This is a genomic window from Acidimicrobiales bacterium (assembly GCA_035630295.1).
In the GTDB taxonomy this organism is placed as follows: Bacteria; Actinomycetota; Acidimicrobiia; order Acidimicrobiales; family Iamiaceae; genus Iamia.
Genome location: DASQKY010000053.1, coordinates 13,751 through 32,530, shown reverse-complemented (window position 1 = coordinate 32,530; position 18,780 = coordinate 13,751). Strand labels below are relative to the sequence as shown.

At 73.2% G+C, this 18,780-nt stretch carries 14 protein-coding genes; 11 read left to right on the top strand and 3 right to left on the bottom strand.

Features of this window, described 5'->3' with window-relative positions; all coding sequences use genetic code 11:
• The first annotated feature begins 98 nt into the window (after positions 1-98).
• From VEW93_15425 to VEW93_15395, 7 genes are all read left to right on the top strand, one after another.
• Complete coding sequence (locus tag VEW93_15425) at positions 99-992, top strand: RcpC/CpaB family pilus assembly protein (GenBank protein HYI63181.1); 894 nt, start codon at positions 99-101, stop codon at positions 990-992.
• Between the two features lie 79 nt (positions 993-1,071).
• On the top strand, positions 1,072-2,247 hold the full coding sequence (locus VEW93_15420; GenBank protein ID HYI63180.1) for a P-loop NTPase: 1,176 nt from the start codon (positions 1,072-1,074) through the stop codon (positions 2,245-2,247).
• 88 nt (positions 2,248-2,335) lie between these two features.
• Positions 2,336-3,700, top strand: coding sequence for a CpaF family protein (locus VEW93_15415; protein HYI63179.1), 1,365 nt, complete (start codon positions 2,336-2,338; stop codon positions 3,698-3,700).
• A complete protein-coding gene (locus VEW93_15410) occupies positions 3,697-5,658 on the top strand; it encodes a type II secretion system F family protein (GenBank protein HYI63178.1) in 1,962 nt (653 codons plus the stop codon). The genes VEW93_15415 and VEW93_15410 overlap by 4 nt, the downstream gene beginning before the upstream one ends.
• Before the next feature lie 50 nt (positions 5,659-5,708).
• Entirely contained in the window at positions 5,709-6,626 is a 918-nt protein-coding gene (locus tag VEW93_15405; protein ID HYI63177.1) for a type II secretion system F family protein, read from the top strand.
• On the top strand, positions 6,623-8,095 hold the full coding sequence (locus tag VEW93_15400; protein HYI63176.1) for a hypothetical protein: 1,473 nt from the start codon (positions 6,623-6,625) through the stop codon (positions 8,093-8,095). The genes VEW93_15405 and VEW93_15400 overlap by 4 nt, the downstream gene beginning before the upstream one ends.
• Before the next feature lie 91 nt (positions 8,096-8,186).
• Positions 8,187-8,399 carry a Flp family type IVb pilin gene (locus VEW93_15395; GenBank protein ID HYI63175.1) on the top strand — a complete coding sequence of 71 codons (213 nt, stop codon included), beginning with the start codon at positions 8,187-8,189 and terminating at the stop codon, positions 8,397-8,399.
• A gap of 7 nt (positions 8,400-8,406) precedes the next feature.
• Here VEW93_15395 and VEW93_15390 read toward each other — a convergent pair whose 3' ends face one another.
• Both VEW93_15390 and VEW93_15385 read right to left on the bottom strand, forming a co-directional pair.
• On the bottom strand, positions 8,407-9,072 hold the full coding sequence (locus VEW93_15390) for a response regulator transcription factor (GenBank protein ID HYI63174.1): 666 nt from the start codon (positions 9,070-9,072) through the stop codon (positions 8,407-8,409).
• A 19-nt stretch (positions 9,073-9,091) separates the two neighbouring features.
• On the bottom strand, positions 9,092-10,825 hold the full coding sequence (locus tag VEW93_15385; protein HYI63173.1) for a histidine kinase: 1,734 nt from the start codon (positions 10,823-10,825) through the stop codon (positions 9,092-9,094).
• A gap of 65 nt (positions 10,826-10,890) precedes the next feature.
• Between VEW93_15385 and coaE the strand changes: the two genes are divergently transcribed.
• The gene (gene coaE, locus VEW93_15380) at positions 10,891-11,520 is read left to right on the top strand and encodes a dephospho-CoA kinase (GenBank protein ID HYI63172.1); all 630 of its coding nucleotides are present in this window, start codon (positions 10,891-10,893) and stop codon (positions 11,518-11,520) included.
• Positions 11,521-11,529: 9 nt separating this feature from the next.
• Positions 11,530-13,587 (top strand): excinuclease ABC subunit UvrB, encoded by a 2,058-nt coding sequence (gene uvrB, locus VEW93_15375; protein HYI63171.1) that lies wholly within the window; start codon positions 11,530-11,532, stop codon positions 13,585-13,587.
• Here uvrB and VEW93_15370 read toward each other — a convergent pair.
• A complete protein-coding gene (locus VEW93_15370; GenBank protein HYI63170.1) occupies positions 13,550-14,710 on the bottom strand; it encodes a hypothetical protein in 1,161 nt (386 codons plus the stop codon). The genes uvrB and VEW93_15370 overlap by 38 nt on opposite strands.
• A 78-nt stretch (positions 14,711-14,788) precedes the next feature.
• On the opposite strand from VEW93_15370, the gene VEW93_15365 reads away from it, so the two are divergent.
• Together VEW93_15365 and uvrA are read left to right on the top strand one after the other, a co-directional pair.
• Entirely contained in the window at positions 14,789-15,994 is a 1,206-nt protein-coding gene (locus tag VEW93_15365; GenBank protein HYI63169.1) for a hypothetical protein, read from the top strand.
• Complete coding sequence (uvrA, locus tag VEW93_15360; GenBank protein ID HYI63168.1) at positions 15,934-18,774, top strand: excinuclease ABC subunit UvrA; 2,841 nt, start codon at positions 15,934-15,936, stop codon at positions 18,772-18,774. Before VEW93_15365 ends, uvrA begins: the two co-directional genes overlap by 61 nt.
• Positions 18,775-18,780: the final 6 nt, after the last annotated feature.

Sequence of the window (18,780 nt, the reverse complement as noted above, 5' to 3'; positions counted from 1 at the left end):
TTGTTCCCCCGGCCGTTCGCGCCGACAGGGGAGGGCACGGATGAGGAGCGGCGCCCGCCGCTCCCGCCAGGACCGTCTCTCACCACAAGGGGAACCCAGTGGGCTCTCGACGCACCCTCATCACCATCGCCGCCGTGGCGGTCGGGGCCATCGCCGTCTTCCTGATCTACGGCTACGTCGGCTCCGTGAAGGACGAGGCCTTCGGGGACGCCGAGCGGGTCAAGGTCTTCGTGGTCAAGCAGCAGGTGCCCAAGGGCACCTACGGCGAGGAGACGGCGGTGGGGCTCATCGTCGAGGACGAGATCCCCAAGAAGTTCTTCCCGCCCAACGCGGTGCGCAGCCTCGACGACATCGGGGGCAAGGTGGCCATCGCCGACCTGGCCGTCAACCAGATCGTCACCACCGACATGTTCGCCGACCCGGCCGTGGTCCAGGCCACCTTCGCCGACCGGTTGGAGAAGATCAACGACGAGGACCAGGTGGCCATCACCATCAGCGTGGACCAGGTCCGGGGCGTGGCCAACCTGCTCCAGCCCGGCGACTACGTGAACGTCATGTCCGCCCCGCCCTGCGAGAGCGCCGGTGGTGAGGGCGACGCGCCCGTGGCCGAGAACGAGGGCGCAGCCGGGGCCGGCGAGGGCGGCTCCTGCACCGGCGCCCTCTCGGCCGACCCCCGCTACGTGTACCAGAAGGCCCAGATCCTGGCCATCGGCCAGACGCCGGTGGCGGCCCCCGGCGAGGTGGCGGCCGCCTCCGAGGAGGAGGGCGCGGTGCCCGCCGAGACCAGCAACGCCGGGCTGATCACCCTCATCGTCCCGACCCGGGCGGCCCAGTACATCGCGGCCATCGCCCCCGAGAACATCTACCTCAACCTGGTGTCCCGGGACTACGAGCCCGTGCCCCAGGAACCGCTGGACGCCGCCGACCCGCTGCCCGCCGAGGACGGCGAGCAGCTGACGCCCTACGGCCCCAGCGGTCCTGACGGGGAGTGAACCAGCGGTGACGAGTTACCTTGTCGACGACAGCATGCGCGACCCGAGGTCGCCGATGGCCCCGGAGGCATCCAGCCAGGTGAGCTCGTCAGCCCCCACCCCCGTCAACGTCGCCGTGGTCGAGGCCGACTCCGCGGCCCGGTCGCGCCTGGCGATGCAGCTGGGATCCGGGGTGTTCGACTTCGAGCACTTCGAGGACTTCGCGGCCCAGCTCGACTCCTCGCCCACCGTCGTCGTGCTCGGTCCCTCCTGCGGCGACCCGTACAACCTGGCCACGCTGGCCGCCGTGCTCCAGCCCCGGCCCGAGGTCGGGGCGGTGCTGGTGGCCGACGAGCTCTCGACCGAGCTGTTCCAGCAGGCCATCCGCTCCGGCGTGAAGGACGTGCTGGCGGCGCCGGTCGACACCGCCCAGCTGCAGGAGGCCTGCCGCCGGGTGGCCGAGTCGGTGGGCGTGCACGGCCGTCCCGCCAGTCTCGGCCTGGACGACGGCGAGCCCAGTGAGGGCGGCCGGGTCATCACCGTGTTCTCCACCAAGGGCGGCGCCGGCAAGTCGGTGGTGGCCACCAACCTGGCCGTGGCCCTGGCCCAGCGCACCGACGAGACCGTGGTGCTGATCGACTGCGACCTCCAGTTCGGCGACGTGGCCGTCATGCTCAAGCTGGCCCCCCAGCACACCATCGTCGACGCCGTGAACTCCATCGACCGGCTCGACAGCGGCTTCCTCAACAACCTGCTGGTGACCCACCCGCCGTCGGGCCTGAAGGTCATGCCCGCCCCGTTGGAGCCGGCCTACGCCGACCAGATCTCCGCCGAGCACGTGCGGACCATCGTGGCCCAGCTCCGCAAGGTGGCCAAGTACGTCATCGTGGACACGCCGTCCTACTTCGACGACAAGGTGCTGACCCTCATCGAGGACTCCGACGACATCCTCCTGGTGGCGGGGATGGACATCCCCAACATCAAGAACGTGAAGATCGGGCTGCAGACCATGCGCATGCTCGACACGCCGAACTCGAAGATCCACCTGGTGCTGAACCGGGCCAACACCAAGGTCCGCCTGGACGTCAGCGAGGTCGAGCGGACCCTGCAGATCAAGGCCGAGACCCAGCTGCCCAGTGACATCGTCGTGCCCCAGTCGATCAACAAGAGCACGCCGGTCGTCATCGACGCCCCCCGCAGCTCGATCGCCCGGGCCTTCGAGACCCTGGCCGACCGGTACATCCCGGCCGGCGCCGGCAAGAAGAAGAAGCGCTGATCAAACGCTGAGAGTCGCCTTTCGATGACGGAAGGTGAACCTCGGGAGGGGCTCTCACAGTCGGCCGGGCGGCGCCGATGGAGGCTCGATGTCCCTCTACAAGCGCCTCCACGAAGCCAACCCGCAGCAGGCGGGTCTCGCCGCCGTCAAGCGCCGGGACCCGGTGATCGACGAGCTCCGGCAGAAGATCCACCACCACCTCATCGACGAGCTGGGGCCGATCCTCTACGACAAGCGGCTCACCGAGGACGACCTCCGCCGCCGGGTCCACGAGCAGCTCCACTCGGCCCTGGCCCAGGAGCGGGCCCCGCTCTCGGCCGCCGACAAGGCCCAGCTCATCCAGGACGTGTCCGACGACATCCTGGGCTACGGGCCCATCGACCGCCTGCTGCGCAGCGACGAGATCACCGAGGTCATGGTCAACGGCCCCGAGAACGTCTTCGTGGAGCGGGCCGGCAAGGTCGAGAAGACCAACGCCACCTTCGTGGACGAGCAGCACCTGCGGCGCATCATCGACAAGATCGTGGCCCAGGTGGGCCGGCGCATCGACGAGGCCACCCCCCTGTGCGACGCCCGCCTCCCCGACGGCTCCCGGGTCAACGCGGTGATCCACCCGCTGGCCGTGGGCGGGCCGTTCCTCACCATCCGGAAGTTCTCCAAGGACCCCTTCCAGATCGACGACCTGATCCGCTTCGGCACCCTCAACGCGGCGTCGGCCCGGTTCCTCCAGGCCATGGTGGTGGGCAAGCTGAACATCATCGTCTCGGGCGGCACCGGCACCGGCAAGACGACCATGCTCAACGTGCTGTCGTCGTTCATCCCGGGCGACGAGCGCATCGTCACCGTCGAGGACGCCAAGGAGCTGCAGCTCCACCAGGAGCACGTGCTGGCCCTGGAGGCCCGGCCCCCCAACATCGAGGGCAAGGGCGCCATCGCCATCCGCGACCTGGTCAAGAACACCCTCCGCATGCGGCCCGACCGCATCGTGGTGGGCGAGTGCCGTGGCGGCGAGGCCCTGGACATGCTCCAGGCCATGAACACCGGCCACGACGGGTCGCTCACCACCATCCACGCCAACACCGCCCGCGACTGCATGGCCCGCCTGGAGACCCTGGTGCTGATGGCCGGCTACGACCTGCCGCTGGCCGCCATCCGCCACCAGATCTCCTCGGCCGTCGACGCCGTGGTGCAGATCGGGCGCCTCCGGGACGGCTCCCGCCGGGTCATCAACATCTCCGAGGTCCAGGGCATGGAGGGCGACACCATCACCATGCAGGACATCTTCATGTTCGACTACGGGATGGGCGTCGACGAGCACGGCCGGTTCCGGGGCCACCTGAAGGCCACCGGCACCCGGCCCAAGTTCGCCGAGAAGCTGCAGGACCTCGGCATCCGCCTCGGCCCCGAGGTCTTCACCCCCGAGCAGTTCGCCCGCCGGGGCGTGGCCCGATGAGCGCCGGGTCCGCCGACCGCCGGCCCCGGACCCGGCTCCTGGCCGGGCTGGCGGCCTCGTTCCTGGCCTGCCTGGTGGTGGCGGCCGGCCCCGCGGTGCTGGGCCAGGAGTCCGACGGCCAGCTCGCCCGCCTGTCCGTCCGCAAGGTCGACGCCAGCGACCCCGAGGCGGTGCGCACCTCGTTCATCTGGAACGGCGAGCGCCGGGCCCTCGAGGACCTCGTGGTGCGCCAGGGCGGTCGCGAGGTCGAGCACAGCCCGCCGGTGCCCCTGGCCACGGCCGGGGTGGAGACGGCCATCGTGGTGGCCGTGGACACGTCGCGCTCCATGGCCCGCAACGGCGGCGTGGCCGCCGTCCAGGACACCCTGCGCACCCTGGTCGACGACCTGGAGGGCAACGAGGCCATGGGCCTCGTCACCTTCGAGACCGAGGTCCGGGTGCTCAGCCCCATCACCACCGACAAGGAGGACCTGGGCGACGCCATCGGCCGGATCTCCGCCCCCGCCGACGGCGACACCGCCCTGTGGGGCGGGCTGCGCCGGGCCGCCTCCCTCTTCGAGCCCGACAGCGAGCTCCAGCCCAACATCGTCCTCGTCACCGACGGCTACAACGACCAGGACACCACCGAGGCCCAGGCCACCTCGGCGGTGACCACGTCGGGGGCCGCGGTCTTCGCCCTGGCCTACGACGCCCAGCAGCACGTCGACTCCGACGCCATCGCCTCGGTGGTGGCCTCCGCCGGCGGTGCCATCATCCCCGCCCCCGGCCCCGAGGACCTGCAGGCCGGCCTGGAGCAGGTGAAGCAGGCCCTGGCCAACCAGTACGTCGTGACCTTCGCCGGCGGGGGCGAGCAGGGCGCCACCGACCTGGAGATCTCGGTCGGCAACGAGAGCGTGCGCACCACCTACGTGCCCGGGGCGGTGTCGCAGGGCCAGGCCAACCTGGCCCCGCCCACCGTGTCCCGCTCGCTCATGCCGGACATCCTGCGGGGCGACGTGGGGCTCATCATCGTGGTGGCGGCCGGCGGCCTGGCCGTCGCCCTGGCCGTGGTGGCCGTGGCCGCCCTCACGTCCAAGGACGAGTCCAGCCTCGACACCATGCTCCAGCAGTACACCGAGCCCGGCCCCGCCGCCCTGGAGGGCGACGAGGGCTACGCCCAGACCGCCTTCATCCAGCGGGCCGTGGAGCTCACCGGGGAGATCGCCGACAAGCAGGGGATCCTGGTCAAGGTGGAGGCCAAGCTGGAGCAGGCCGACCTGCCCCTCCGGGCCGCCGAGGCCCTGTTCTTCTACGGGGCCGGCGCCCTGGTCGTCACCCTCCTGGGCTTCCCCGTCATGGGCCTCATCGGCCTCCTGGTCTTCGGCGGCATCGGCTTCCTGGTGCCCCTGGCCGTGCTCAGCTTCCTGGGCCGGCGCCGCCACAAGAAGTTCAACTCCCAGCTCCCCGACATGCTCCAGCTCCTGTCCGGCTCCCTGCGGGCCGGCTACTCGCTGGTGCAGGGCGTCGACGCCGTGGCCAACGAGTCCGACGGGCCCATGGGCCGCGAGCTGCGCCGGGCCATGACCGAGGCCCGGCTGGGTCGGGAGCTGGAGGACGCCCTCCAGGCCGCGGCCATGCGGGTCCAGAGCAAGGACTTCGAGTGGGCCATCATGGCCATCGGCATCCAGCGCGAGGTGGGCGGCAACCTCTCCGAGCTGCTGATGACCGTGTCGGACACCATGATCGGGCGCGAGCGGCTGCGCCGGGACGTGGCCTCCCTCACCGCCGAGGGGAAGATGAGCGCCATCATCCTCGGCATCATGCCCATCGCCCTGGGCCTGATCATGTACGTGATGAACCCCTCGTACATGGAGCCCCTGTTCTCGCAGTCCCTGGGCCACATCCTCCTGGGGGTGGCCGCCCTGACCATGGGCATCGGCTTCGTGTGGATGAAGAAGTGCATCACCATCGAGATCTGACCGTGTGCCCCCACCTGCCCGCCCACCCCTGCTCCGAGAGCTGAGGACACATGCTCATCCTGGGACTCGCCCTCGTCTTCGCGGCCATCGTGGTCGCCCTCGTCACCGTGCTGGGCCAGGCCGACGAGCGGGCCACCATCCGGGCCTCGCTGCGCCAGCTCGACGGCTACGAGGTCACCAACGTCCGTGACCAGGAGCTGCTCAAGCCGGTCACCGAGCGGGCCGTGGCCCCCGTGTTCCAGGGCCTCCTGTCCCTGGGCAAGCGCTTCACGCCCATCGGCTCGGTCCAGAAGATCCGCCAGCAGTTCCTGGCCCTGGGCCACCTGGGCTCCAAGACCTTCGAGCGCTTCATGGTGGCCCGCACCCTCCTGCAGATCATGGTCGTGCCCTGGGTCATCTTCGTGCTCGGGGTCATGAAGATGTCGGGGATGATGGGCATCGCCCTGGCCGGCGTGGGCGGGCTCCTCCTGTTCAAGGGGCCCGACGTGCTGCTGGGCCGCCGGGTCGAGGAGCGCCGCACGGCCATCCGCACCAAGCTGCCCGACGTCCTCGACCTGCTGGTCATCTCGGTCGAGGCCGGCCTCGGGTTCGAGCAGGCCCTCGACCGCACCGTCAACGCCGTGCCCGGGCCCCTCACCGACGAGTTCATCCGCATGCTGGGCGAGGTCCGGGCCGGGGCCAGCCGGGGCGACGCCATGCGCAACATGGAGCGCCGGTGCAACGTGCCCGAGCTGCGGTCCTTCGTGCTGGCCATCATCCAGGCCGACACCTTCGGCGTGTCCATCGGCCGGGTCCTGCGGGCCCAGGCCGAGGAGATGCGCATCAAGCGCAAGCAGCGGGCCCAGGAGAAGGCCCAGAAGGCGCCGGTCAAGATGCTGATCCCCATGGTGTTCTGCGTGTTCCCGGCCCTGTTCATCGTGGTCCTGGGCCCGGCCGTGCTGAACATCATGGAGGGCTTCGCCAAGTGACGGCCCCGGTCGTGGACGGCCCGGCGACGCTGCGCCCTCCCGGCCCCCGGCCGGCGCCCGCCCCCGCCCCCGACGGCTCCGGCCCCCGCCCGGGTGCGGGCCTGGGCCTGGGCCCGGTGCTGGCCGCCCTGGCCGGCACCTGGGGCCTGCTGGTGGGCGTGACCCGCCTGCACGACAACAGCTTCCTGACCCACCTGGCCACCGGGCGCCTGATCCTGGAGCGGGGGGGCGTGCCCCGGGTCGACCCCTACTCCTTCACCGCCGCCGGCGACCCCTGGGTGGTCCAGAGCTGGCTGGCCTCGCTGGTCTACGCCGGGACCGAGGAGCTCGGGGGCCTGGGCGCCGTCCGCCTGCTCAACGGCGCCCTGTGCGCCGCCCTCGGCGTGCTGGTCTGGGCCCTGACCGCCCGGTCCCGCTCGGTGGCGGTGCGGGTGGCGGTCACCGCCGCCGTCCTGGCCGCCGCCCCCGACCTGTGGTCCGGGCGCCCGCTGCTGTTCGGCCTGATCGGCCTGGCCCTGGTGCTGCTGGCCGCGGAGGGGCGCCTCGACCCCCGCTGGCTCGTCCCCGCCGGCTGGGTGTGGGTCAACACCCACGGCTCGTTCCCCCTGGCCCTGGCGCTGCTCGTCCTGCTGGCCGTGGGCACCCGCCTCGACACCGGCGCCTGGGGCGGCGAGCGGCGAGTGCTGGGCTGGGCCGCGGCCGGGCTGGCCCTGGGGGCCGTCAACCCCCTCGGGCCCCGCCTGCTGCTCTTCCCGGCCCTCGTCGGGGGCAAGTCCGAGGCCTTCCGGTCGGTGGCCGAGTGGCAGCCCCCGGGCTACGACACCCTGGCCCAGTCCCTGGTCCTGGCCGTGCTGCTGGCCGGTGCGCTGGGGCTGGCCCGCCGGCCGAGCTGGCGAGCCGCCCTGCCCCTGGTGGCCTTCGGGGGCCTGGCCCTCACCGCCACCCGCAACGGGGCGCCGTTCCTGCTGGTGGCCGCCCCGGTGCTGGCCGGCGCCGTGCCCGACCTGGGGCCGGCCGTGGCCGGGGTCCGCCGGGCCGTCCTGCGCCCGGCCGCGGTGGCCGTGGCCGTCCTGGCCCTCGTGTTCGGGGTGGCCGCCCTCCAGGGCCCCCACACCGCCCTCGGCGCCTACCCGGTCGACGCCGTGGCCTGGATGGAGGACGAGGGCCTGTGGGGCCCCGAGGCCCGGGTGGTGGCCCCCGACTACGTGGGCAACTACCGCGAGGCCCTGCGGGGCGAGGAGGCCGGCGCCTTCATCGACGACCGGGTCGACATGTACCCGCTGGCGCTGATCCAGGACTACCGCACCCTGCTCGACGCCGGGCCCGGCTGGCCCGCGGTGCTGGCCCGGTACCGGGCCACCGCCGTGCTGTGGCCGGCCGAGAGCCCCCTGGGCGGGGCCCTGGCCCGTGACGCGGGCTGGCGGGTGGTGCACCGCGACGAGCGCTGGCAGGTGGTCGTGCCGGCCTGACCGGCCCGGCCCCGATTTGGGCCATCCGACCCATCAGGGTCGCCGGCCCGCGGCCGATGGATGCCCCACACCCGCCAGGGAAGGACCGGACATGCTGGACGCCGTGCGCCACCTCCGCCGCCGCCTCCGCCACGACGAGCGGGGCGCCGGGCTGGTCGAGTACTGCCTCCTGGTCGCCCTCATCGCCCTGGTCTGCATCGGGGCCCTGGCCTTCTACGGCTCGTCCAACAGCGGCGGCCTGAACCGCTCGTCGAGCTGCATCCGGGCCGCCCACGACGGGGAACCCCTCCCCGACAGCTGCTGAGGCGGCCTCAGCCCAGCCGCACGATCCCCTTGCGGACGGCCTGGAGCACGGCCTGGGTCCGGTCCCGGGCGTCGAGCTTCTGGTAGATCGACGCCAGGTGGTTCTTGACCGTCTTCTGGCTGATGAACAGACGCTCGGCCACCTCGGTGGTGCTGCACCCGTCGGCGATGAGCTGGAGCACCTCGACCTCCCGCTTGGTGACGAGCTGGTCGTCGGGGGCGCCGTCGGCCCGGCCCCCGCCCGCGGTGTCGTCGAGGCGCCGGACCTCGGCCAGCATGGAGGCGGCGATGGCGGGAGAGACGTTGCTCTCGTCGTCCACGGCCATGCGGACCGTCTCGGCGATCTCGTCGATGGAGCAGTCCTTGACCAGGTAGCCGGCCGCCCCCGCGGCCAGGGCGGCCTGGAGCACCTCACGATCGGCGTGCATGGTCAGCATCACCACCCGCACCTCGGGCTGGGCGGCCCGGATGCGGCGGGTGGCCTCCACGCCGTCGCAGTGGGGCATGGTCACGTCCATCAGCACCACGTCGGGCTGCAGGCGGGCGGCCAGGTCCACCGCCTCCAACCCGTCGGAGGCCTCGCCCAGGACCTCGAAGCCCTCGTCCTCCAGGGAGCGGCGCAGGCCGTCCCGCAGCATGGTGTGGTCATCGGCGAGCACCAGGCGTATGGACATCGGGGCGACAGTACCGCCCTCAGCCGGCGCCGGGCTGGAGGTAGCAGCGGATGGTCGAGCCCACCCCTTCGACGCTGTCCACGTCGAGGGTGGCGCCGATGCTGGCCGCCCGCTCCCGCATGCCCAGGAGGCCGTAGCTGTCGAGGCGCCCGGCCCGGCCGGCGGCGAAGCCGCGCCCGTCGTCCCGCACCTCCAGCAGCGCCGCGCCCTCCTCGCACCACCAGCGCACCAGGCAGCGGCGGGCCCCGCTGTGGCGCTCCACGTTGGCCAGCGCCTCCTGGGCGATGCGGAACAGCTCCCGCTCCTGGCGGATGGGCAGCCGGAGCTGGACCCGCAGGTCGAGGTGGACGTCCACCTTGCTCCGGCCCCGCAGCCGCTCCACGTACTCGGTCAGGGTGGACGGCAGGTCCGAGGCCTCGGACACGTCGGTGCGCAGGTCGTAGAGCGTGTCCCGCACCTCGCCGATCACGCCCCGGACGTCGTCGCGGAGCCGCTCCAGCGGCGCCCCCACGGCGTCGCCCCGGGTGTCGGCCTTGACGATGCGGTCCAGCTCGAAGGCCAGGTAGGCCAGGGACTGGCCGATGCGGTCGTGCAGGTCGCGGGCGATGCGGGTGCGCTCCTCGTCGGCCCCCACGGTCCGCAGCCGGCTGAACCACAGGGCGTTGTCCACGGCCAGGGCGGCGGGGGCCACGAACCCGTCCAGCAGCTCGGCGTCGCGCTCGGAGAACTGCTGGGCCTCGGTGCGCTCCACCACCACCAGGCCGATGACCCGCTCCCGGCCCACCAGCGGCGCGTAGAGGCCGCACCGGCTCTCCAGCCCCAGGCCCGGCCCGTCGCCCCGGGCCAGGTCGGGCTCGTTGACCAGGGTCCGGGTCCGCACCGCCCGCTCGGCCGGCGTCGGCAGCTCGCCCTCGGCCCACGAGGGGGGCAGCCGGTTGCCCAGGGTGCGGACCGTCCGCCACCCGCCGCCGGTGTCGTCGAAGAGCAGCACGGCGGCGGCGTCGTAGGAGAACAGGTCCTCGACCCGGCGGTTGGTGGAGTCCAGCACCTCGTCCAGGTCGAGCGAGCTGGGCAGGCTCTGGGCCACCCGGTGCAGGGCGAACAGCAGGGCGTTGGCGTCCGACAGGCGCCCCAGCCGGTCGAGGGCCAGGGAGTGGGAGCGCTCGGCCTCGACGTTGATGTGGCGGGCGTAGCCGGCCACCGCGGCCACCAGGAACAGCAGGGTGGCCCACTGGAGGGCGGTCTGCAGCTCCTCCCGGGCCGTCCCCTCCGAGACCAGGTAGGGGAGGGCGACGGCCAGCACCGAGGCGGCGCCGATCCGCACCGCGAAGCCGAAGCCCCGGGCGAAGCCGGCCACCATGATGGCGGTGAGCAGGGAGAACGTGAACGGCGAGGTCCAGTAGCCGGTGGCGATGACGGCGATGAGGTGGATGCCCACCTCGATCAGGACCCAGACCAGGCTGGCCGTGTCCTGCTGGATGCGCAGGGGGCGGAACAGGCGCAGCACGTTGTAGGCCACCACCACCGTGCCCCAACCGATGGCCGTCCAGTTGGCCGAGGCCAGCGCGCTGCTGCACAGCACGATGGACACCGCGGTGGTGGCCACCCGGACGCTCAGGATGGCGGGCCGGAAGGCCGAGGTCTCGTCGATGAGCGGGGGCCGGGGAGCGGTGCGGGCGGCGCCCCCGGCCGGATCGAGGACCGGCGGCTCGCCGGCGGGGGCCGCGCCCGGCGCGGCGACGTCCCGGGCCATGGCCTGCAGGCTACGCCCCCCGCCCCGACCGGTCGGCCACGCCCCGGTGCTACCGTCGCCGCGGCGTGATCCTCGTGGGCCTCACCGGCGGCATCGGCAGCGGCAAGTCGACCGTCTCGTCCCTGCTGGCGGCCCGGGGCGCCACCGTGATCGACGCCGATGCCATCACCCGCGAGCTGCAGGCCCCGGGCCAGCCCGTCCTGGCCGCCATCGCCGCCCGGTTCGGGCCCATCGTGGTGGCCGAGGACGGCAGCCTGGACCGCCAGGCCCTGGCCGACCTGGTCTTCGCCCCCGACGGCGCCGAGGCCCTGGCCGACCTGAACGCCCTCGTCCACCCGGCGGTGGGGGCCGAGATCGCCCGCCGGCTGGAGGAGGCGGCCCGGGGCGACGACGTGGTCGTCCTGGACGTGCCCCTGCTGGTGGAGTCGGGCCGGGACGACCTGGCCGCCCTGGTGGTGGTGGACGTCGACCCGGAGGTGGCGGTGGCCCGGCTGGTCGAGCAGCGGGGCATGCGGGAGGCCGACGCCCGGGCCCGCATGGCCCGCCAGGCGTCGCGAGAGGAGCGCCGGGCCCGGGCCGACCTGGTGGTGGACAACTCCGGCGACCGGGCCGCCCTGGAGGCCCAGGTCGAGGCCCTGTGGCCCCGGCTCCTGGCCCTGCCCCCGGCCGGCCCCACCGTCGCACCCCCTCGGTAGCCTCGGGGGATGGCCGACGTCGTCCCGGTGACCACCTCGCAGTCCCGCCCCTTCGAGGTGGTGTCGGAGTTCTCGCCGGCCGGGCACCAGCCCCAGGCCATCGCCGGCCTGGCCGACGGCATCCTGGGCGGCGAGCGGTTCCAGACCCTCCTGGGCATCACCGGCTCGGGCAAGTCGGCCACCATCGCCTGGACCATCGAGCAGGTCCAGCGCCCCACCCTGGTCCTGGCGCCCAACAAGTCGTTGGCCGCCCAGCTGGCCAACGAGTTCAAGGAGTTCTTCCCCAACAACGCGGTGGAGTACTTCGTCAGCTACTACGACTACTACCAGCCCGAGGCCTACATCGCCTCCAGCGACACCTACATCGAGAAGGACAGCTCGGTCAACGACGAGATCGAGCGCCTCCGGCACTCCACCACCGCCTCGCTGCTGACCCGGCGCGACGTCATCGTGGTGGCCTCGGTGTCGTGCATCTACGGCCTGGGCTCCCCCGAGGAGTACCGCGAGAGCATGTTGGTGCTGCGCAAGGGCGAGAGCCTCGACCAGCGCCTGCTGCTCCGCCGCTTCGTCGACATGCAGTACGACCGCAACGACATGAACCTGACCCGGGGCACGTTCCGGGTCCGGGGCGACACCATCGAGATCCACCCCGCCTACGACGAGACGGCCCTGCGCATCGAGCTGTTCGGCGACGAGATCGAGTCCATGGCCACCTTCGACCCGGTCACCGGCGAGAAGGTCCGCACCCACGACGACTTCGTGCTCCTGCCGGCCACCCACTACGTGGCCGGCGAGGAGCGCCTGCAACGGGCCATCGTCCGCATCGAGCACGAGCTGCAGGAGCGCCTGGCCCACTTCGAGGCCGAGGGCAAGCTGCTGGAGGCCCAGCGCCTCCGCATGCGCACCCAGTACGACCTGGAGATGATGGCCGAGGTCGGCTTCTGCAACGGGATCGAGAACTACTCGGCCCCCATCGACGGGCGGGGCCCGGGGGAGACCCCCAACACCCTGCTCGACTACTTCCCCCGCGACTTCTTGATGGTCATCGACGAGAGCCACCAGGCCGTGCCCCAGCTCCACGGCCAGTACGAGGGCGACCACAGCCGCAAGGTCCAGCTCATCGACCACGGGTTCCGGCTGCCCTCGGCGGCCGACAACCGGCCCCTCCGCTTCGACGAGTTCATGGAGCGCATCGGCCAGGTGGTGTTCCTGTCGGCCACCCCCGGGCCCTTCGAGCTGGAGAAGAGCACCCGGGTGGTCGAGCAGGTCATCCGGCCCACCGGCCTGGTCGACCCCGAGGTGGTGGTCAAGCCGACCAAGGGCCAGATCGACGACCTCATGGAGCAGATCGAGGGCCGGGTGGCCCGGGGGGCCCGGGTGCTGGTCACCACCCTGACCAAGAAGATGGCCGAGGACCTCACCGACTACCTGCTGGAGCTGGGGGTCAAGGTCCGCTACCTCCACAGCGAGGTCGACACCATCCAGCGCATCGAGATCCTGCGCGACCTGCGGCTGGGCGAGTTCGACGTGCTGGTCGGCATCAACCTCCTGCGGGAGGGCCTCGACCTGCCCGAGGTGTCGCTGGTGGCCATCCTCGACGCCGACAAGGAGGGCTTCCTGCGCAGCGAGACCTCCCTCATCCAGACCATCGGCCGGGCCGCCCGCAACGTCGACGGCCAGGTCATCATGTACGCCGACAAGGTCACCAACTCGATGCAGCAGGCCATCAGCGAGACCAACCGGCGCCGCGGCCTCCAGCAGGCCTACAACGTCGAGCACGGCATCGACCCCCAGACCATCCGCAAGGCGGTCACCGACATCCTGGCCCTCATGCGCCCGGCCGAGGAGCGGGCCCCGCTGCCCGGCGACGGCGCCCGGCGTGACCGGGCCGCCGACAAGGCCCGGCGGGAGGAGCTGGCCAACCTGCCCGGTGAGGACCTGGCCCGGCTCATCTCCACCCTGGAGGAGGAGATGCGGGAGGCGTCGGCCGACCTGCGCTTCGAGTACGCCGCCCGCCTCCGAGACGAGATCAGGGAGCTGCGGCGCGAGCTCCGTCAGGTGGGCTGACCCGGCGACTCCCCGGCAGGGCGACGGGCCGGACCGGCGGGGCGGCCGGGGTGGCCAGGGCCAGCAGGGCCAGGGTGGCCAGGGCCAGGGTGGTCCGGGTGCCGCCGAAGTTGGTGCCCAGCGGGTTGGGCCCGGAGACGACCAGGAAGGCCAGGTGGAGGGCCACCGCCGCCCCCAGGGGGTGGCGCAGCCCCCGCCGGGCCAGGGCCAGGCCCCCGAGGGCCAGGGTGCCCAGGGTGCTGGCCAGGCCGATGAGCTCCCGGCCCTCGAACCAGATGCCGGTGGCGGCCCGGGCCAGGCCCACCAGGGGCAGGCCGATGTCCCCGTTGAGGCCCTCGGCCCCGGGCACCAGCAACCGGAGGGCCACCATCCACCCGGCGGCCACCGCGGCCGGCACCGCGGCCACCACCGTGCTCCGCGCCGTGCGTTGGCCCAGGGCCCAGCCCACCAGGATCAGCAGGGCCGGCTCCTTGGCCAGCACCGCGGCCACGCCCAGGGCCACGGCCAGCGCGGTCCGGCCCCGGGAGGCCAGGTGGACGGCCAGGAGGGCCAGGCCCACGGCCAGCACGTCGGGGGTGGAGACCCGCAGCGCCCACCACGCCCCGGGCAGGAGGGGGACCAGGGCCGCCACCCACGGCGGCCCGCCCCACCCCACGCTCAGGCGCCCGGCGGCCACCGCCCCGGCGGCCACGCCGGCCAGGCCCACCGCGAAAAGGGCCCACACCAGGCCGGTGCCGCCCCCGCCGGGGTGCAGGAGCGACGCCGTCCAGGGCAGGAGGGGGCGCTGGAGCCGGTAGCGGGGGCGGTCCAGGTGCGGGGCCGAGGCGTCCACCGGCCACGGGTCGCGGGCGGTGGCGTAGACCATCTGGCCGTCCAGTCCCACGCCGTCGGGCAGCTCCAGGTCGGGGAAGTCGGCCCGGAAGGCGGCCACCGCCGGGCCCCGGGCCCCGGCCTGGACCAGGCCCACGGGGTGGCCGCCGGTGCGGGCCAGGTCCACCAGGACCAGGGCCACCAGGACCAGGAGCCCCAGGGCGGCCCAGCGGGCCACCTCCCGTCCGGGCGAGGCGGCCCCGGGGGCCCGGGCCGGGCCGGGGCGCGGTGGGGCGGGCCGGGTCAGGGTCACGGCCCTCCATCGGCCCCGCCGGGGGCGGTGTGAGCGGGGCGGGGCTCAGGTCCCGGCCCCGCCGTCCGATGGGTCCCCATGACCGGAGGCGACGGCGGGCCGGGGACCGGTCCCGGCCGGCCCGGCCGACCGGTGCTGGTGGTGGCCCTGGTCGGCCTGGCCGCCGGGGCCCTGTGGGCCGGGATCTGGTTCGGGACGTCGGGGGCCATGCCCGAGGGCCCGGGCGACCCGCTGGTCAGCAGCCTCTACGAGCCGCCGTCCCGCCCCGTCGAGGTGGTCCTCAACGCCCGCGACGGGCAGGTCTTCGCCACCCAGGCCGTCGACCCGTTGGGCCTGCGGTCCGAGCGCATCCGGGGCGGGCCGGCCGAGGAGGCTTACCGGTACCAGCGGCCGGCCTACGGGTGGATCGGGTGGGCGGCCTCGGGGGGCCGGGCCGGGGCCGTGCCCTGGGCCCTGGTGGCGGTGACCGTGGCCTCGGTGGGGGCGCTGGTGGGTGCCCTGGCCTGGGCCCTGGCCCGTTCGGGGGTGGCCCCCGGCTGGGCCCTGGTGGTGCTGGTCCTCCCCGGGGTGACCGCCAACCTGACCTTCGTGGGCCCCGAGTCGCTGGGCGCCGCCCTGGCCGTGCTGGCCGTGGCCCGGGCCCGCCGCACCGAGGGGATCCCGTGGGACGCGGTGGCCCTGGCCGCGGCGGCCGGGCTGTGTCGGGAGACCTTGCTCCTGGTGCCCGCGGCCCTGGCCCTGGTGGCCCTGGCCCGGCGCCGGCCGGCCCGGGCCGGGGCCCTGGCCGCCAGCGCCCTGCCCTACGGGGTGTGGGTGGTGGCGCTGCGGGTGGGCATCGGGGCCTGGCCCCGGGGCAGCGTGGGCGGGCGCCTGTCGCCGGTGCCCTTCGGGGGGCTGTGGGACCGGGCGGGGGAGTGGACGGCGGCCGACGGCGCCGTCATCGCCTCGGTGCTGGTCCTGGGCGGGGTGGGCCTGGCCCGGGCCGCGGAGGCCGACCTGCGGGCCGTGCTGGGGGTCCACATGGCGCTGGCTGCGGTGCTGGGCCCGGCGGTGTGGGCCCGCCCCGAGGACGTGGGCCGGGTGCTCCTGCCCCTGGCCGTGGTCGGGCTGTGGGCCCTGCTGGCCGCCCGGGCCCGACCGGCTCCGGTGGACCCCGACGGCGTCCCCGAGGGCAGGGAACGGACGTTCGGGCGCCAATTGGACGACGCCGATAGGCTCGCCCCGTGTCCGACTCTCTCGTCATCCGTGGGGCCCGCGAGCACAACCTCCGGGGTGTCGACCTAGACCTCCCTCGCGACAAGCTGATCGTCTTCACCGGGCTGTCGGGCTCGGGCAAGTCCTCCCTGGCCTTCGACACCATCTACGCCGAGGGCCAGCGCCGCTACGTCGAGTCGCTGTCGTCGTACGCCCGGCAGTTCCTGGGCCAGATGGACAAGCCCGACGTGGACTTCATCGAGGGCCTGTCGCCGGCCATCTCCATCGACCAGAAGTCGGCGTCGCGGAACCCCCGCTCGACGGTGGGGACCATCACCGAGATCTACGACTACCTGCGGCTGCTGTTCGCCCGCATCGGCGTGCCCCACTGCCCCGAGCACGACACCCCCATCACCCGCCAGACCCCCCAGCAGATCGTGGACCGCATCCTGGAGCTGCCCGAGGGCACCCGCTTCCAGGTCCTGGCCCCGGTGGTCCGGGGCCGGAAGGGCAACTACGAGACCCTCCTGGCCGACCTGGCCCAGCAGGGCTACTCCCGGGCCCGCATCGACGGCGAGCTCCACGAGCTGGGCGACGAGCTGGACCTGGCCCGTTACGAGACCCACACCATCGAGGTGGTCGTCGACCGGCTGGTGAAGAAGCCGGGCATCGCCCACCGCCTCACCGAGTCGCTGGAGACGGCCCTGCGGCTGGCCGAGGGGGTGGCCGAGATCCAGGTCGTGCCCCGGGGCGACGAGGACGAGCCCGAGAGCATGACCTTCAGCCAGCACCTGGCCTGCCCGGTGGACGGCCAGAGCTTCGACGAGTTGGCCCCCCGCAGCTTCTCGTTCAACTCGCCCTACGGCGCCTGCCCCCGTTGCGACGGGCTGGGCACCCGCTTCGAGGTCGACCCCGAGCTGGTGGTGCCCGACCCCGACCTGTCGCTGTCCGAGGGGGCCATCCACCCGTGGGCCAGCGGCCACGCCACCTGGTTCCACCGCATCATCGAGGCGGTGGGGGCCGAGCACGACATCCCCCTGGACGTGCCCTGGGCCAAGCTGAAGGCGGCCCAGCAGAAGAAGCTCCTCCACGGCAAGGGCATCGGCCGGGTCGAGGTCCGCTACAAGAACCGCTACGGCCGCACCCGCGTCTACCAGGCCGCCTACGAGGGCGTCATCCCCTGGCTCCAGCGCCGCCACGCCGACACCGAGAGCGACAGCCAGCGCGAGCAGTTCGAGGGCTACATGCGGGAGGTGCCGTGCCCCGAGTGCGGCGGTGCCCGCCTCAAGCCCTTCACCCTGGCCGTGCGCGTCGACGGGCGCAACATCGCCGAGCTGTGCGCCATGTCCATCCGGGAGGTGGCCGGGGTGCTGGGGGCCGTCACCCTGTCCGAGCGGGACCGGATGATCGCCGAGGCCGTGCTCAAGGAGGTCAACGCTCGGCTGGGCTTCCTGCTCGACGTGGGCCTGGACTACCTGTCGCTGTCGCGCTCGGCCGCCACCCTGGCCGGGGGCGAGGCCCAGCGCATCCGCCTGGCCAGCCAGATCGGCTCGGGCCTGGTCGGCGTGCTCTACGTGCTGGACGAGCCGTCCATCGGCCTCCACCAACGCGACAACCGCCGCCTCATCGAGACCCTCATCCGCCTGCGGGACCTGGGCAACACGGTGCTGGTGGTCGAGCACGACGAGGACACCATCGCGGTGGCGGACCACGTGGTCGACATCGGCCCCGGGGCCGGCGAGCACGGGGGAGGGGTGGTCTACAGCGGGGGGTACAAGGGCCTGCTGAAGTCGTCCCGGTCCATCACCGGCCAGTACCTGTCGGGCAAGCGCTCCATCCCCGTGCCCGAGCAGCGCCGCCAGCCCGGGGAGGAGTGGCTGTCGATCAAGGGCGCCCGCGAGCACAACCTCGTCGGCATCGACGTCGACATCCCCCTGGGCTGCTTCGTGGCCGTCACCGGGGTGTCCGGCTCGGGCAAGTCCACCCTGGTCAACGACATCCTGCTCCGGTCGCTGATGCAGAAGATCTACCGGGCCAAGGTGCCGCCCGGCCGCCACAAGCGCATCGAGGGCATCGAGCTGTTGGACAAGGTCATCAACATCGACCAGTCGCCCATCGGCCGCACCCCCCGCTCCAACCCGGCCACCTACACCGGCGTGTGGGACCACGTGCGCAAGCTGTTCGCCCAGACCCAAGAGGCCAAGGTCCGGGGCTACCAGCCCGGCCGCTTCTCCTTCAACGTGAAGGGCGGCCGCTGCGAGGCCTGCGCCGGCGACGGCACCATCAAGATCGAGATGCACTTCCTGCCCGACGTGTACGTGCCGTGCGAGGTGTGCAAGGGGGCCCGCTACAACCGCGACACCCTCGACATCACGTTCAAGGGCAAGAACGTGGCCGAGGTGCTGGCCATGCCGTGCGAGGAGGCGCTGGAGTTCTTCGCCAACCAGCCGCCCATCGCCCGCCACATGCAGACCCTGGTCGACGTGGGCCTGGGCTACATCCGCCTGGGCCAGCCGGCGCCCACCCTCTCCGGCGGCGAGGCCCAGCGCATCAAGCTGGCCTCCGAGCTGTCCAAGCGCTCCACCGGCCACACCATCTACCTGCTCGACGAGCCCACCACCGGGCTCCACTTCGAGGACATCCGCCGCCTGCTGGCCGTCCTGTCCCGCCTGGTCGACCAGGGCAACACCGTGCTGGTCATCGAGCACAACCTGGACGTCATCAAGACGGCCGACTGGCTCATCGACCTGGGCCCCGAGGGGGGCAGCGGGGGCGGCAGGGTGGTGGCCACCGGGGCGCCCGAGGACGTGATCGAGGTGGAGGCCAGCCACACCGCCCGGTTCCTGGCCCCGCTCCTGCCCCCCGGGTGAGCGGCG

Excerpts from the sequence above, each read along its gene's own strand:
- VEW93_15415 (HYI63179.1), top strand. The coding sequence starts at position 2,336 with ATGTCCCTCTACAAGCGCCTCCACGAAGCCAACCCGCAGCAGGCGGGT.
- VEW93_15410 (HYI63178.1), top strand. The coding sequence starts at position 3,697 with ATGAGCGCCGGGTCCGCCGACCGCCGGCCCCGGACCCGGCTCCTGGCC.
- VEW93_15405 (HYI63177.1), top strand. The coding sequence starts at position 5,709 with ATGCTCATCCTGGGACTCGCCCTCGTCTTCGCGGCCATCGTGGTCGCC.
- VEW93_15395 (HYI63175.1), top strand. The coding sequence starts at position 8,187 with ATGCTGGACGCCGTGCGCCACCTCCGCCGCCGCCTCCGCCACGACGAG.
- VEW93_15390 (HYI63174.1), bottom strand. The coding sequence starts at position 9,072 with ATGTCCATACGCCTGGTGCTCGCCGATGACCACACCATGCTGCGGGAC.
- VEW93_15385 (HYI63173.1), bottom strand. The coding sequence starts at position 10,825 with ATGGCCCGGGACGTCGCCGCGCCGGGCGCGGCCCCCGCCGGCGAGCCG.
- uvrB (HYI63171.1), top strand. The coding sequence starts at position 11,530 with ATGGCCGACGTCGTCCCGGTGACCACCTCGCAGTCCCGCCCCTTCGAG.
- VEW93_15365 (HYI63169.1), top strand. The coding sequence starts at position 14,789 with ATGACCGGAGGCGACGGCGGGCCGGGGACCGGTCCCGGCCGGCCCGGC.